Source organism: Brucella thiophenivorans (genome assembly GCF_002252445.1).
In the GTDB taxonomy this organism is placed as follows: Bacteria; Pseudomonadota; Alphaproteobacteria; order Rhizobiales; family Rhizobiaceae; genus Brucella; species Brucella thiophenivorans.
This window is the reverse complement of sequence record NZ_NNRJ01000007.1, coordinates 1-14,710: the sequence shown is the minus strand read 5'-3', so window position 1 is coordinate 14,710 and position 14,710 is coordinate 1. Positions and strand designations below refer to the sequence as shown.

The following is a 14,710-nucleotide window of genomic DNA, read 5'->3' as shown; positions in this document are numbered from 1 at the left end:
TAGGTGAACCTGATATGAACAGGCCAATTAATAATTGGTAATGTTATGACAGGCGCTTCGAACGCATTCTTTCTCTGAACATCGAGAAAAGCCCCGCCGCCACAACGATGCTCGCACCGGCTATGATGTTCCAGGTCAGGTTTTCATTAAAGACAATGACAGCAATCAAAGCGCCAATGACGAGCTGCAAATAGGTGAGCGGCTGTACTTCAACGGCTTCGAGGATGTCGTAGGCGCGAATGAGGCAGTAATGGCTGGCCATACCACAAGCGCACAGAGCTGCCATCCATGGCCAATCGTGTGGTGCTATGGGTTCCATGTGGAATACCCCAACCAATGTAAGGACTGTCGCTCCGCCAACGCCGGTGTAGAAGAAACTGGTCATTGAAGTGTCTGTTTTGCTTACAGCGCGCGTGGCGATGGCATAAAATGCAAACATGACCGTCGCAGTAATGGGAAACATTAGCTCCCAGTCAAACTGAACATGTGTTGGGTCGATAATCAGCATAACGCCAAACAGGCCGACGAAGATAGCTATCCAGCGGCGCCAGCCCACCTTTTCGCCAAGCAGTGGCACTGAGAGCATTGTGATAAGCAAAGGAGCCGCTTGAAAGATAGACTGTGTCATGGCCATCCCGACACGACTGAGGCCGTATACAAGGATAACGATTTCAGCTGCAAGAAGGACGCCTCGAAGGATCTGTAATATGGGGCGTTTGGTTGATGCTGCGCGGGCAATCCCTCCAGAGCGCATCGCAATGAGAATCACAAAAGCTGCAAAAACCCAGTACCGCACCATCGTGATGAAAATGGGCGAATAATGCGTTCCTAGATACTTCGAGATACCATCTTGCGTAGCAAAGATAGTGACCGCGAGAAGCGTGAATGTGTAGCCGAGGCTTTTGGGGGTCATACGGCACTCTTAATACCGCAGCAAAGATTTCGCCATGTCTATTTACACGTGGCTGCTTCTATTTTGCTTTATCTTTTATCGAAGGAAAAGTTCTCTTCTTACGATAAGGCATATTTCGACCGGATCGTCTCACGGTCTGGTAATCAGCGGTAACTCTTTGAAATAAGAGGAGAAAATGGTGGGTGATGTAGGGATCGAACCTACGACCCGCTGATTAAGAGTCAGCTGCTCTACCAACTGAGCTAATCACCCACTCGCTTCTCCGAGGCAGCGGCCCCGGTGAGGTGAGCGGTTCTATAAAGGCAGGTTTTCTCTGTGTCCAGCCTTCATTCGAAAAAATTCGAAAAAAAGTTGGTTTGGTTTTAGAAACCCCGGAAATGCGCGGTTCTCTATCAAAACTCTCCTTCACGTATTTCGCCTATAAGTGATAGCTAACCGTTTTGGCTGCTGGCAAAAGGTTATTTTCAAAGAATCGGTTTGTTTATGATTCTGTTTTTGAATCATTTTTTCCGATGGGCGTTGTAACGGCACTATCGAGTTTCCATATCTGCAAAGCTCAATCTGGCTTATCAAAAGCAGGGCAGACATTATTTGCGCTGCAAATGTCGCACTCATGTCATCAATTTTTGATGCTTGTCTGAGATGCTTCGGCATATAAAAGACTTGATAGGCAGATATGATTTTTGTCATTGAGCTAAATGCTGAAAGCGTTTGTGACGCGCAGGCAGACGAGGGGTTCATGCACCGGATTTTCCTCGTCTGAGAAAACTTGAAGCTGCCCCAAGATTGGGGTGTGCTTTATAATCCGGTAAGCGGCATTTTGAGGACGGAATGGAAAGCATAATTAGCGATCTCGGACAGTTCATTTCCGATCATCGGGCGTGGGCAGGTCCTATCGTGGGCGTAATTGCCTTCGGCGAGTCTCTCGCTATTATCGGAATGTTCATTCCGGCCACACCGATCATGCTCGCGATTGGTGGTTTGGTTGGTGCCGGAATCGTAGAGCCTTGGCCGATCATTATCGGTGCGGTTGTCGGTGCTGTTATCGGCGATATTGTTTCTTATTTCCTTGGCTGGTGGCTTGGTCGCAGCATCATCCACAAATGGCCGCTCAATAAACATCGTACGGGCGTTGCGCGTGCACGCCTGCTGTTCCGCCGATACGGTTTCTCTGCTGTCTTTCTCGGCCGCTTCTTTGGGCCTGTGCGCTGCACCGTTCCGATGGTTGCAGGCATGATGTCGATGGATCAGACGCGTTTCCAGACCGCTAATGTGCTTTCTGCGATGGTATGGGCGCCGGTCATGTTCTTGCCTGGCTGGCTGGCGGGGCGTGGTATAGGCGTTTTCTCCAAAATGGATGGCGACCATATGTTCTGGTTCGTCATCGGGATAACCGCCGTTACTATTGTTGCTACCGTGATTGGCATGCGTTTCTTCAAGGGGCGTCCGCGACGCGAGCGCAAGCGCGGTGTACACGTTTCCCCAGCCGAATAGTATATGGTCTTGCGCAGACGTCGCGCGTCTGCATAATGCGGCGGGCTTATGCTTATTTTACAACGTGGCATTCGAGGGCAGGCTAACGCCGCTCCCGTGTCTTTTTAAAAGGTTCATCGCGCTTTATGCCCGACGACAGTTCTGACGATTCGTCTTCACGAAGTCCCGCTCCCTTCACGGGAGCATCGGACTTAAAAGGCTTTGAGCTTACTCACGCCGTTTGCAATTTCTTCAAGCCGATCCGCTTTTCAACGGTTCGGGAAGGAAGTGCATGCGGCGTTTTTTCTGTTTCCTCTTTCTTCTGATTTTATAGGAGCCGACACATCATGGATTGGTCCATGGACTGGATTGCCGACCCTAATGCCTGGATAGGTCTGGTAACATTGGTGGTGCTTGAGATTGTTCTCGGCATCGACAATCTCGTCTTTATCGCAATTCTGGCCGATAAACTTCCACCGCATCAGCGTAATCGTGCGCGTATCATTGGCCTTACACTGGCTCTGGTGATGCGCCTTGCGCTGCTTGCATCGATTTCCTGGATTGTTACGCTCCGCGAGCCACTGATTACCGTGATGGAGATGTCATTCTCTGGCCGTGATCTTATTATGCTGGTGGGTGGTTTGTTCCTGCTTGCCAAGGGCACGATGGAATTGCATGAGCGTCTTGAAGGGGCGCATGGGCAGAAAAATACGCGGGTTGCACATGCGATTTTCTGGCAGGTTATTGTGCAGATTGTCGTGCTTGATGCCGTATTCTCGCTTGATAGCGTGATCACCGCTGTCGGCATGGTTCAGCATCTGCCCGTTATGATGATTGCCGTCATTATTGCTATTGCGGTGATGATGCTAGCTTCGCGCCCGCTTATGGACTTCGTCAACAAGCATCCAACGGTTGTCATCCTCTGCCTTGGCTTCCTGATGATGATCGGTTTCAGTCTGGTCGTTGAAGGCTTTGGCTTCCATATTCCGAAGGGCTATCTCTATGCGGCTATTGGCTTCTCGGTGTTGATTGAAGCGGCCAACCAGATGGCACGCAAGAATCGTGAGAAGCTGGTTACGACCAACGATCTGCGCGAAAGAACTGCTGGTGCTGTTCTTCGTCTGCTTGGTGGTCAGCGTGAGGACAATCCGCTTTCGGACACGGTTGATGTGATTGCCCAGCAAACTGCTGCCAGTGACATCTTCCTGCCGGAAGAAAAGGAAATGATCCGTGGCGTTCTCGATCTTGCTGATCGTCCAGTACGCACAATCATGTCGCCGCGCAATGAGATTGAATGGCTTGATCTGGATGAAGATGAACATGAACTGCATCAGGCAATCCGTGAACTTACGCATTCGCGTGTTGTCGTCGCTCGCCGACAGGTAGATGAATTTGTTGGTGTGGTGTTGGTGAAGGACTTGTTGCTTGATATGAGCGATCGCAAGCCGATCAATTGGGATAAGGTGGTCAAGCAGCCGCTTGTGGTGCATGAAAATGCTAATGTTCTCAGAGTTATGGAGCAGCTTCGTGTGTCGCCGGTGCAGCTCGCTGTGGTGGTAGATGAGCATGGTTCGTTTGAAGGCGTGGTCACGCCGACTGACGTGCTGGAAGCCATTGCGGGAGAATTCCCGGATGAGGATGAAGAAGCAGCTGTTGCGGAATCAGACGGAAAGGGTGGTTATCTCGTTGATGGCTTCACCGATATTCGTCGCCTTAGCAGCATCCTTCGTCGCGATCTGGTTGACGACAGCGATCGCTACACGACGCTTGCTGGTTACGTAATCTGGCATCTTGGTCATTTGCCTTTGGGTGGTGAAAGCTTTGTGGCAGATGGTTACGAGTTCATCATTCAGACAATGAATGGCAGACACATCGAAAAAGTTGGCATTCGACCTATTGACGACTACGAAGTGTAGTCAGGAATAATTTTGCGAGCAGCTGCAAGTTGCTCGCAAAATATTTCAACTTGTTAACTTCGATAAAATAAGTGGGATATTGACTTTATTGCATAAGCCTTCAAAATTAACCCATTGTTCATTGTTGCGGCGACAACGCGACGTTGGAAATTTGCTCGCGAAATGGGCGCGAACTGGAGGGTCTTATGAAACGCAAATTAGACTTGCTGGCTCAAAGCGTAAAAAAATCTGTGCTGCACATGACAGCCTATCTTGAGCAGCCTTGGAGTAAGATGAAGCTGAGTGCTGATGAAATTGCAGAGCGACGACGCAATCGCTTGGAGCGTGGTGAGCAGAATTTTCTCTGGTGCTGGCAGCATCGCGGTTTCTGGTAAGAATTATTATATTGAAAAATTTCGAAAGCCGGGAGCGAAAGTTCCCGGCTTTTTCGTTTCCTTTGCGCCAATCGATACTTTTATGGAAAATTTTGCTCATGTGAATTTTACGGTGAGACAAGGTTTCCAAGAATGGCTGTAAAACTAGTTTATATATTTAAATCAATGATTTAGGTTGATTAATGTTCTTCTCTATGTAGATTTGTTTCCCAATAAAGATTGAATTATGGGCGCTTTGCGCAAGCAAAGTGAGAAGGGTGCAAATTATGAAGAAAATTATTCTATATGCAGCGGTTGCGCTTGGTTTGAGTGCGGCCCCTATTCATGCGCAAGAGCAGCCTAAGGACATTCTCAATGTTTCTTACGATATTGCGCGTGAGCTTTATGAACAGGTCAACAAGGCATTTGTCGCTGACTGGAAAGCCAAGACCGGCGAAGACCTCACAGTTAATCAGTCTCATGCGGGTTCGTCCAAGCAGGCCCGCTCGATTTTGGAGGGGCTGGAAGCTGATGTCGTGACCTTTAATCAGGTGACGGACGTTCAGGTTCTGCATGATAAAGGCGATCTGATCCCTGCTGATTGGCAGAGCCGCCTGCCGAACAATTCTTCGCCTTATTACTCCTTCCCGGCATTCCTTGTTCGTGAAGGCAATCCGAAGGGCATAAAGAACTGGGACGATCTCGCCCGTGAAGACGTGAAGGTGGTGTTCCCTAACCCTAAGACATCGGGCAATGCGCGCTACACCTATTTAGCTGCGACTGCCTATGCGAATGAAGCCTTCAATAATGACCAAGAGAAGGTTCATGAATTTATCGGCAAAATCTTCAAGAACGTGCCGGTATTTGACACAGGCGGTCGTGGTGCAACGACAACCTTTGCCGAACGCGGCATTGGCGATGTTCTGGTGACGTTTGAAGCTGAAACACGCGGCACTGCCAAGGTGCTTGGTGAAGACAAATACGACGTGGTGGTTCCTGAAGTGAGCCTCTTGGCAGAGTTCCCTGTCACCGTCGTCGATAAGGTTGCCGACAAGCGCGGCTCGCGTAAGATTGCCGAAGCTTATCTTGATTATCTCTATTCGCCTGAAGGTCAGGAAATCCTCGCACAGAACTTCAACCGCGTGCACAATGAGGATGTGATTGCTAAGCACAAGGACATTTATCCTGATGTCCGTCTGATCACGGTCGAAGATGGTTTTGGCGGCTGGGAAAAGGTTCAGAAGGACCACTTTGCCGAAGGCGGCGTGCTTGATAAGCTGTTCACAGCCAAGTAAACACGACTATCTGGCGAGGGCATCCAGCTCTCGCTTTTCTTTTGGTAAAATCTCCATCCTTTTGGAAAAATACAGTGTCGCTTCTGAGCATGAAACGCAATTCGGTGCTGCCAGGGTTCGGACTGACCCTTGGCTGCACTTTGCTTTATCTGGCAGTCATCGTTGCTTTGCCGCTTCTCGCGATGATTCTGAAAACAGCCAGCCTTGGCTGGAGTGATTTCTTGCGCATTATTACGTCTGAGCGAGCGCTGGCAACGTTTCGCATTACGATCAGTGCGGCGGCAGTGGCGACTGTGTTTAACGGTTTGTTTGGTTTGCTGCTGGCGTGGGTTCTGTCTCGCTATCAGTTTCCGGGCAAGCGACTGATTGATGCCGCAGTTGATCTGCCTTTTGCTTTGCCAACGGCCATTGCAGGTCTTGCACTCGTAACACTCTTTGCGCCGAACGGCTGGTTTGGGAGTTTTCTTGAGCCGCTTGGCATCAAGGTCGCATACGCGCCGGCTGGCATCATGGTAGCTATGTTTTTTACCAGTATCCCGTTTGTCATTCGCACGGTTCAGCCGGTGCTGGAAGACATGAGCGCTGATGTTGAAGAAGCGGCTCGCAGTCTTGGCGCCACACCTTGGCAAATTTTCTCCCATATCGTCTGGCCTACGATCTTTCCGGCCTTTCTCGCCGGTGCCTCGCTTTCATTTGCGCGTAGCCTTGGTGAGTTTGGATCGATTGTGTTCATCTCCGGCAATCTGCCTTTTCAGACCGAAGTGACATCGCTTCTCGTTTTCATCCGGCTCGATGAATATGATTATCCGGCCGCAGCGGCACTGGCATTTGTTATGCTATTGATGGCGTTTTTCATGCTTCTCGTGACCAATCTTATTCAGGCAAGGCAGCTTCGTTATGCAGAGCGCTAGTGCACAGGCACGCAACGCCCCCGGTTCCGTGCGCAGTCTGTTGATCGGACTGGCCGCAATCCTGTCGGCAATCTGCATCGGCGCGCCGCTGGCGATCATATTCTCCTATGCATTCAGCAAGGGCGTGGGTGTTTTTTTCAGTGAAATTCTCAAACCAGACACGCTCCATGCCGTCTGGCTGACGATCCTGACCGCGATAGTCGTTGTGCCAATCAATATGGCCTTTGGTGTTTGTGTTGCGTGGCTGGTGACAAAATTCCGCTTTCCAGGACGCAGACTGCTCATAACCTTCGTCGAAATCCCGTTTTCGGTTTCTCCAATTGTTGCGGGTGTGACCTATCTCTTTTTGTATGGCTCGCAGGGTCTACTTGGTCCATTGCTTGAAAGCTATGACATCAAGATCATGTTCACGGTTCCGGCGATCTTTCTGGTGAGCCTGTTCGTGACATCCCCCTTTGTTGCTCGTGAGTTGATTCCTTTGATGGAAGTGCAGGGTAGCGACGAGGAAGAAGCGGCTCTGACGCTTGGGGCAAGCGGATGGCAGACATTTTTTCATGTCACGCTTCCCAATATAAAATGGGCACTGCTTTATGGTGCCGTGCTTTGCAATGCGCGTGTGATGGGCGAATTCGGTGCGGTGTCGGTTGTGTCTGGTGCAATACGCGGCAAAACCAACACGCTGCCTTTGCAAGTCGAACTTCTGTTCAACGATTATAATGTGGCTGGTGCTTTTGCTGCTGCCTCGACACTGGCACTGATTGCGCTTGTTACGCTGGTGTTTAAAATCTGGCTGGAACGCAAACAGCATAGTTAAAAAGAAACCGCCCGACTCTTATGAGCATGTCTTTATCCCAAAACCGGGTTCCACTTTTGGGATACATGCTTTTCAAAGCGGGCGGTTTGCGGTCACGCTGCTTGGGAGAGCGTGTGCGGTATCGGTTCTCGATGCAAAGATGAGGCGAGGATCGCGCCTTCTGGCCAGCGGCTGAAGCCGCTTTCTACATTGATATGTCCGGCATGGCCGACATCAACAAAGCCCGAACCCCAGACATGGGCGATCGCTTCTGCCTTGGCAAAGCTCATATAGTCGTCATTGCGACTTGCAACGACGATGGATGGAAACGTCAACTCGTGGCGTGGCAGAGGAGAAAAGCTTTCAAAGCGGCTATCACGGCGAGACATGGTTTCAACGTCGGCAGGTGCTACAAGCAATGCGCCTGCGACATGGGCTGCCGCAGGGCGGCTTGCGAGATGAGAAACAAGAATACAACCAAGACTATGTGCGACCAGAACTGCGCCGGGATTTTCGGCGAGTTTGGCTTCGAGCGCGTGCATCCAGTCGGATAGCACCGGATAGTGCCAGTCGTCTTGTTCGACGAGCACTGCTGACGGATCGTCATGCAACCATTGGCGCTGCCAGTGGCCTGCTTCCGATCCCTTGTAACCGGGGATGATCAATGTCGCAGGCATGCGTTAGTTCCTCTTGGAAATGCCTTAGGAGAAGGCTGTTTGTGCTTCGCATAGGGAGGTTATGCGAAGCGATTTCCAAGATATGGCGTTTTATGCCTGCGTTTAAGGAAAACGAATTCAATTTAAGGCATTTAAGTAAAAATTATTCCCTCCTCGCAGACCTATTTCTTTTGCTTGTTATTCCATCGGAGCACGAATTGCGACTTCTCGAAAACCAGCACCACAAACAGCGAGATTGCAAATGGGATAAGCAGATAGAGCAGTCGGAAGACGATGAGCGCCGCTAAAACATCGGCTTTATGCATATCTGGCAGTCCAGTGAGAAACACCAGTTCCAGCACGCCAAGACCGCCCGGAGCATGCGAAATGAGGGCCGCAGAAAACGATACGAGAAAAATACCGAGAATAATCAGAAAGCCCGGATTGCCGGCTTCTGGAAGTGCGAAATAGATAATGCCAGCAGCACCGATCAGTTCCAGCGGGGCCACGATCAACTGCTGTGTGACAACGGGCAGACGCGGATATTCAAGGCGAAACTTTCCTATCTGCAAGGGGCGAAGCTGAAGCCAGCTACCGAATACGTAGAGCAGCACAAAAGCCAGCATTAACAAAGCAATAATGATGGAAATCGTGGGCGTCAGGTCCTCATTAAAGCGCATAAGAATATGCGGCTCCATTAGCAGAACGATGCTTGAGGTTATGATAACGCCAAGAATGAATGTGAAGGAGCAGAACGCAATCAGGACGGCAATTTCGCTGCCCGGCATGCCCTGCGAAGAATAGGCGCGGTAGCGCACGACTGCGCCAGAAACGACGGATGCGCCGATATTATGTGACAATGCGTAGGTTGTGAACGAGCAGAGCGCTATGAATAGCCAGGATATTTTGCGACGTAGATGAAGAAGTGCGATGCGATCATAACCCGCCAGCGAACTATAGGCGAGAAGTGCCGCAGCGGTTGCCAGCAGCCAATGATGAGCGCGGATTGCATAAAGGCTGTCGAGCACGTCTTCAAGTGAAATGCTGCGCAATTCACGATAGAGAAGCCAGACTGAGATAGCGACTGCACAAAGGCCAATTATCGGCCAGATATAATCCTTAAACTTCATTAACTGGCCACCGCACCTTGAATTCGCATGTTATCCCCTTTTTACGCATTGGTTGAACCCCTTGGGTCTCCGCTGCACTCCCGTTTAAACTTGGTTCAGCAAAGCACTGGCCTCGCTGGTAATAGCTTTCTCCATTGCGCTGGCGATTTCCGCCGCACCAAGAATAACTCGATCTGCACCCAGATCATGAAGGTATTGCGCTTCTGCTGCTGAGCAGGCACGCACGATGATACAGACTCCTGGGTTCGCAGATTTTGCAAGACTTGTTATGCGCCCTGCCTCAAAGGCACTGGGTATTGCAATGACGATATGTTTTGCAAATTCCGGATTCGTCGTTTCCCATATTTCCGCATCCGAGGCATTTCCCGCAATAGCTTCAATGCCGATTTCTTTCAATTTGTAATAAATCTTGGGCGAATTTTCGACAACAAGGAAAGGTATCTGCTTGTCCTGCAAATTTTTCGCTATGTGTTTGCCGATCTCGCCATAGCCAACAATGATCGCATGGTCTTTGAGCTTGCTACGCTGTAGCGGCGCTGGCTCTGAAATATCAACACTGTAGCTGCTATCATCGGTGCTTGTTGCGTCGCCCAAGTGCTTTTCTATCCATGGTCGCATTCTTTCAGCAACGATGAACATGACCGGATTAAGGAAAATTGACAAAATGGCGCCAGCGAGGATCAGATCACGTCCCTCGGGTGGAAGCAGATTGAGTCCCACACCGAGACCCGCCAGAATGAATGAAAACTCGCCGATCTGCGCAAGGCTAGCAGAAATAGTAAGCGCTGTTCCAACCGGGCGGCGAAATGCACGAACGATGAAAAAGGCCGCAACCGATTTACCGACCAAAATAATCAGGAGGGTTGCGATCAGGGGCAGGGGATCACGAATGAGGCTCATCGGATCAAACAGCATGCCCACGGAAATGAAGAAGAGGACCGCGAAAGCATCACGCAGCGGCAGGGATTCTTCTGCAGCGCGGTGACTGAGTTCAGACTCACTCATCACCATGCCAGCAAAGAACGCACCGAGCGCGAAGGATACGCCAAACAAATGCGCTGCACCAAAGGCGACACCAAGCGCAATTGCTAAAACGCCTAAGCGGAACAACTCGCGCGAGCCGGTTTGAACGATGACGTTCAAAAGCCATGGGATCACTTTGCGTCCCACCACCAGCATGAGAGCTATGAAGACGACGACTTTTGCAATCGTCAGTAGAATAATGCCGCCAATGCCAAGGCCCAGCCATTGTGCAATAGGATCGCTTGTCGCGGCATGACCAGCTTCACTGCCGATACTTGCAAGGGCTGGCAGAAGCACCAGCGCCATGACCATGGCGAGATCTTCAACAATCAGCCAGCCGATCGCAATACGACCGCGCTCTGTATCAATGAGACGCATATCCTGCATTGCACGCAGGAGGACGACGGTACTTGCCGTTGAAAGTGCGAGGCCGAAAACCACACCGGCTTTTACATCCCAGCCGAGCGCTAAGCCAAGAGCTGTGCCGAGTGCTGCGGCTGTCGCGATCTGCGCCAGTGCTCCCGGGAGGGCTATGGCTTTGACGGAGAGAAGGTCTTTGAGAGAGAAGTGCAGGCCGACGCCGAACATCAGCAGAATAACACCGATTTCGGCCAGCTGCAGGATCAGGTCCTGATCAGCAACGAACCCCGGTGTATGCGGTCCAGCAATGACGCCTGCAAGAAGATAGCCAACGAGGGGAGAGATTTTCAATCGGGTGGCGATGGTGCCGAAGATGAATGCCAGACACAGACCAATGACGATTGTCGCAATCAGAGGCGTGTCATGGGGCATAGCGGGGCCTTCCCGATTTCAATCATGCAAACTTTATGGAGAAGCCGGGCATGGTTTTCGCCATGCCCGGCAATGAGCTTACTTCTGTGGTGAAGTAATATTTTCAAGAGCAGCTTGATGCACTTGCTGACGGTGCTGCCACCAGTTGCCAAGCAGAAGCAGGATCGGCGCTGCAATAAAGATCGACGAGGTTGTTGCGATAAAGATACCGAACAGCATTGGCACGGCAAAATTATGAACCGCACTCCCGCCCCAGATTGCCATTGGCAGCAAGCAGAGGAACGTCGTCACAGAGGTATAGATACAGCGGATGAGAACCTGATTGATACTCATATCCACGATCTCACGCAGCGGCTTTGATTTATAAAGACGCATGTTTTCACGCATGCGGTCATAAACCACGACCTTATCGTTTACCGAGTAACCGATCGCAGTTAGAAGTGCTGCAATGGCCGTCAGGTTGAAGTCGAGCTGTAGCAGCGCGAAGAAACCGACCATTTTAGTAGTATCGAGGATCAGCGTGATGATCGCGCCAACCGCAAAGAACCACTCAAAGCGCCACCAAAGATAGATGAGCATGCCGAGCGCCGAAAGCACGACGGCAATGAAGCCGGAACGGGCAAGCTCACCGGAGACTTTAGGCCCCACAACTTCCACGCGTTCGATTTTCGCTCCCGAATCGATTGCAGCAATAGATTCACGCATTTTGTTGACAGCAACCGTCTGCGCTTCTTCGCCGCCATCCTGACGCTGGATACGGATCAGAACGTCGTTCGGGCTACCGGCAGACTGAAGGGCAACTTCACCTAGACCAAGACCACCGAGTTTTTCACGCAATTGCGCAAGATCAGCCGGTTGTGATGTGGTTATTTCGGCCTGAATACCGCCCTTAAAGTCAATGCCGTAGTTGAGGCCTGGCTTGAAGAACAGGCCAATCGAAGCAAGCGACAACACGATGGACACGGCAATACCGACAAAGCGTGCATTCATGAAGCGGAAGGTTGGATTTTCCGGAGCAATCTTCATAAGTGGCTTGATTTCAAGCACCTTGAGCTTGCGCTTACGGACGTACCAAGCCATCGCCATACGCACGAGCGTTACGTCGGTGAACATGGAGATGACAATACCGAGCATCATGGCGACAGCAAAGCCGCGTACCGGACCCGTGCCGAACATGAAGAGCAGTATGGTCGAAATCAGCGAGGTGACGTTCGAGTCAACAATCGTTGCAAAGGCTGCATGGAAGCCCTTATCGAGCGCAGCCATAGCCCCAAGGCCTTTGCGCGTTTCTTCTCGAATACGTTCGTTGATCAGAATATTCGCGTCAACCGCAATACCGATACCCAGAATAATGCCCGCAATACCCGGCAATGTGAGTGTTGCGCCGATGAGGCTGAGAGCCGAGAATGTCAGAACGGTATGCAGCAGAAGCGCTACGTTGGCGATCAAACCCCAGACGCCATAGAGCAATTGAATGAACACTGCGACGAGGATAAAACCTGCGATACCAGTGACCAGACCCATCTTAATAGCATCGCCACCAAGATCAGGACCGACAGTGCGTTCTTCAATGACGGTCAGCGGAGCAGGCAATGCACCAGCGCGGAGCAGCGCAGAAAGAACAACACTGTCCTGAACCGTGAAGCTGCCGGTGATCTGGCCGGAGCCGCCGGTGATCGGTTCATTAATACGTGGAGCAGTCAGAACTTTGCCGTCGAGGACGATGGCAAACGGGCGGCCAGTGTTTTTGGTTGTAATATCTGCAAACTGACGCGCGCCAAGACTATCGAAACGGAACGAAACGATTGGCTCATTGGTGCGCTGATCAAATCCTGCACGTGCATCGGTCAGGCGTTCGCCTGAAAGAGCAATCTGATCTTCAACCGGATATTTGATGTTTGGGTCTTTGGAATCCGGCATGATAGTGACACCCGGAGGTGGTGCGTCATTCGGATTTGCGTCTGCCACCATGTGGAAGCTCATCTTCGCGGTACTGCCCAGAAGCTGGCGAAGATGTGCAGGATCTTGAAGACCCGGAAGTTGAACGACGATACGGTCAGAGCCAACACGCTGGATTGATGGTTCGGCAACGCCGACTTGATCCACACGCTGGCGGATGATTTCAAGGCTCTGCTGCAATGCTGCATCAAGACGATAAGTGAAACCGGCTTGAGTAAGCGTGAGACGAACTTGATTATCACTAGATGTGACATCAATATCGTTGATAGCCGTTCCGAAGCCAGTTGTATTGACCTGTGAAATCAGCGTTTTGAGAGCGGTATCAGCGCGTGCGCGCTGATCGGCATCAGGGATCGTTACGATGACAGAATCGCCAACAGCGCGGATCGATTGTGGCTGAATGCGCTCTGCACGCAATTTGCCACGTGCATCATCAAGCAGCGCACGCATACGATCTTTTTTGAGACTGGCTGCATCCACTTCTAGAACAAGATAGGAGCCACCACTCAGATCGAGACCCAGCGTAACTTGTCGCTTTGGGAACCACGACGGCATCGCCTCAAGGTGTTGCTTTGTAAAAAAATTGGGCAAGGCAATGATGACACCGATCAAAACGATCAGTCCATAAAGCACAGCGACCCATTTAGAAGTACGCATGAGTTAATGTTCCAGATACTGAGCGCTTGTAAATTTCGTATTAAATACAAAAACTTAGAGCGCATTTTTTCTTAAGTGATTCAAGGAAGGATTTTAGGCGCTCTGTGGTGGCGCACGTGCCGATGCACGGTTGCTTTGCACAAGTTGCAAAGGCTTTGTGATGTTCGGAGATTCTGCTGATTTTGCATCAAGATATGCAAATGCGTTCGAGGGAGTCGATAAGCCAGCGCCATTTCCGTGAGGATAGGCAGCTTTAATCTTAGTGACAATCGCTTCGGCCAGAACGGCCCGCATCGGCTGCGCTGCTGGTGTGGATTGCTGACGCGCAGGTATGGCAGGTGTGTCGGCAACCTGCTGCGCTGCCATGCTTTTCGAGGAGGGTTGGCAAGTATCATCGCTAAGAGCGGATAGGTCCACAGCAAACATAAAGGCTGCAAAAGACAGGACGCACGTCACAATCAGCATGAACCCATGCTGTTGATAACGACCAGTGCGCTGATCTGCTTTTTTCATGCCTTTAATCAAAATGCCCGGACTTTCCTCTACAGTTTTTAGCAGAAATGAGCCAATGCCAGAGTGGTAGTTTTATAAGTCTAACACACTCTGATTATTCGATTTTATGCGAAGCCCGATTCAAAAACATCGTATTCTTATCGGGACTTAGCGTTGACACCTACAGCATCGATTCACAAATTGGAATCTATTTCTGCAGTCGACCCGCTGCAGGTTGGGATGGGCGCCTGTTACAATGTTTTAAATTTTCGCTCATCAGGAGATCGTAATTATAAAACAGTTTTAGGTTTTCTAGGCCGTAGACTCATAACGATCTGATCCAAATT

13 protein-coding genes and 1 tRNA gene are annotated in these 14,710 nt (G+C 50.6%); 6 read left to right on the top strand and 8 right to left on the bottom strand.

What is annotated here, in order from left to right:
- Window positions 1–43: 43 nt before the first annotated feature.
- The 3 genes from CEV31_RS01150 to CEV31_RS01140 all read right to left on the bottom strand — a co-directional run bounded on the left by CEV31_RS01150 (window position 44) and on the right by CEV31_RS01140 (window position 1,654).
- Window positions 44–913, bottom strand: a complete 870-nt coding sequence (locus CEV31_RS01150; RefSeq protein ID WP_094505079.1) for a DMT family transporter — start codon at window positions 911–913, stop codon at window positions 44–46.
- A gap of 176 nt (window positions 914–1,089) precedes the next feature.
- Window positions 1,090–1,165 (bottom strand) — tRNA-Lys (locus tag CEV31_RS01145).
- A gap of 153 nt (window positions 1,166–1,318) precedes the next feature.
- Window positions 1,319–1,654, bottom strand: coding sequence for a hypothetical protein (locus CEV31_RS01140; protein ID WP_143850888.1), 336 nt, complete (start codon window positions 1,652–1,654; stop codon window positions 1,319–1,321).
- A gap of 90 nt (window positions 1,655–1,744) precedes the next feature.
- On the opposite strand from CEV31_RS01140, the gene CEV31_RS01135 reads away from it, so the two are divergent.
- The 6 genes from CEV31_RS01135 to cysW all read left to right on the top strand — a co-directional run bounded on the left by CEV31_RS01135 (window position 1,745) and on the right by cysW (window position 7,675).
- On the top strand, window positions 1,745–2,407 hold the full coding sequence (locus CEV31_RS01135) for a DedA family protein (RefSeq protein WP_094505077.1): 663 nt from the start codon (window positions 1,745–1,747) through the stop codon (window positions 2,405–2,407).
- Between the two features lie 326 nt (window positions 2,408–2,733).
- Window positions 2,734–4,302, top strand: a complete 1,569-nt coding sequence (locus tag CEV31_RS01130; protein WP_094505076.1) for a TerC family protein — start codon at window positions 2,734–2,736, stop codon at window positions 4,300–4,302.
- A gap of 185 nt (window positions 4,303–4,487) precedes the next feature.
- Window positions 4,488–4,676 carry a hypothetical protein gene (locus tag CEV31_RS01125; RefSeq protein ID WP_094505075.1) on the top strand — a complete coding sequence of 63 codons (189 nt, stop codon included), beginning with the start codon at window positions 4,488–4,490 and terminating at the stop codon, window positions 4,674–4,676.
- A 266-nt stretch (window positions 4,677–4,942) separates the two neighbouring features.
- Window positions 4,943–5,950: a sulfate ABC transporter substrate-binding protein gene (locus CEV31_RS01120; RefSeq protein ID WP_094505074.1), complete on the top strand. Its 1,008-nt coding sequence runs from the start codon at window positions 4,943–4,945 to the stop codon at window positions 5,948–5,950.
- Between the two features lie 89 nt (window positions 5,951–6,039).
- Complete coding sequence (cysT, locus tag CEV31_RS01115; RefSeq protein WP_094505073.1) at window positions 6,040–6,861, top strand: sulfate ABC transporter permease subunit CysT; 822 nt, start codon at window positions 6,040–6,042, stop codon at window positions 6,859–6,861.
- Complete coding sequence (cysW, locus tag CEV31_RS01110) at window positions 6,848–7,675, top strand: sulfate ABC transporter permease subunit CysW (RefSeq protein ID WP_094505072.1); 828 nt, start codon at window positions 6,848–6,850, stop codon at window positions 7,673–7,675. The genes cysT and cysW overlap by 14 nt, the downstream gene beginning before the upstream one ends.
- Window positions 7,676–7,767: 92 nt before the next feature.
- Here the strand turns inward: cysW and CEV31_RS01105 are convergent, their stop codons facing one another.
- From CEV31_RS01105 to CEV31_RS01085, 5 genes are all read right to left on the bottom strand, one after another.
- Window positions 7,768–8,331 (bottom strand): alpha/beta hydrolase, encoded by a 564-nt coding sequence (locus CEV31_RS01105; protein WP_094505071.1) that lies wholly within the window; start codon window positions 8,329–8,331, stop codon window positions 7,768–7,770.
- A gap of 161 nt (window positions 8,332–8,492) precedes the next feature.
- Entirely contained in the window at window positions 8,493–9,440 is a 948-nt protein-coding gene (locus CEV31_RS01100; protein WP_094505070.1) for a lysylphosphatidylglycerol synthase domain-containing protein, read from the bottom strand.
- Window positions 9,441–9,524: 84 nt separating this feature from the next.
- The gene (ybaL, locus tag CEV31_RS01095) at window positions 9,525–11,255 is read right to left on the bottom strand and encodes a YbaL family putative K(+) efflux transporter (protein WP_094505069.1); all 1,731 of its coding nucleotides are present in this window, start codon (window positions 11,253–11,255) and stop codon (window positions 9,525–9,527) included.
- A 78-nt stretch (window positions 11,256–11,333) separates the two neighbouring features.
- A complete protein-coding gene (secD, locus tag CEV31_RS01090) occupies window positions 11,334–13,871 on the bottom strand; it encodes a protein translocase subunit SecD (protein ID WP_094505068.1) in 2,538 nt (845 codons plus the stop codon).
- A gap of 93 nt (window positions 13,872–13,964) precedes the next feature.
- Entirely contained in the window at window positions 13,965–14,384 is a 420-nt protein-coding gene (locus CEV31_RS01085) for a hypothetical protein (RefSeq protein ID WP_235818013.1), read from the bottom strand.
- Window positions 14,385–14,710: the final 326 nt, after the last annotated feature.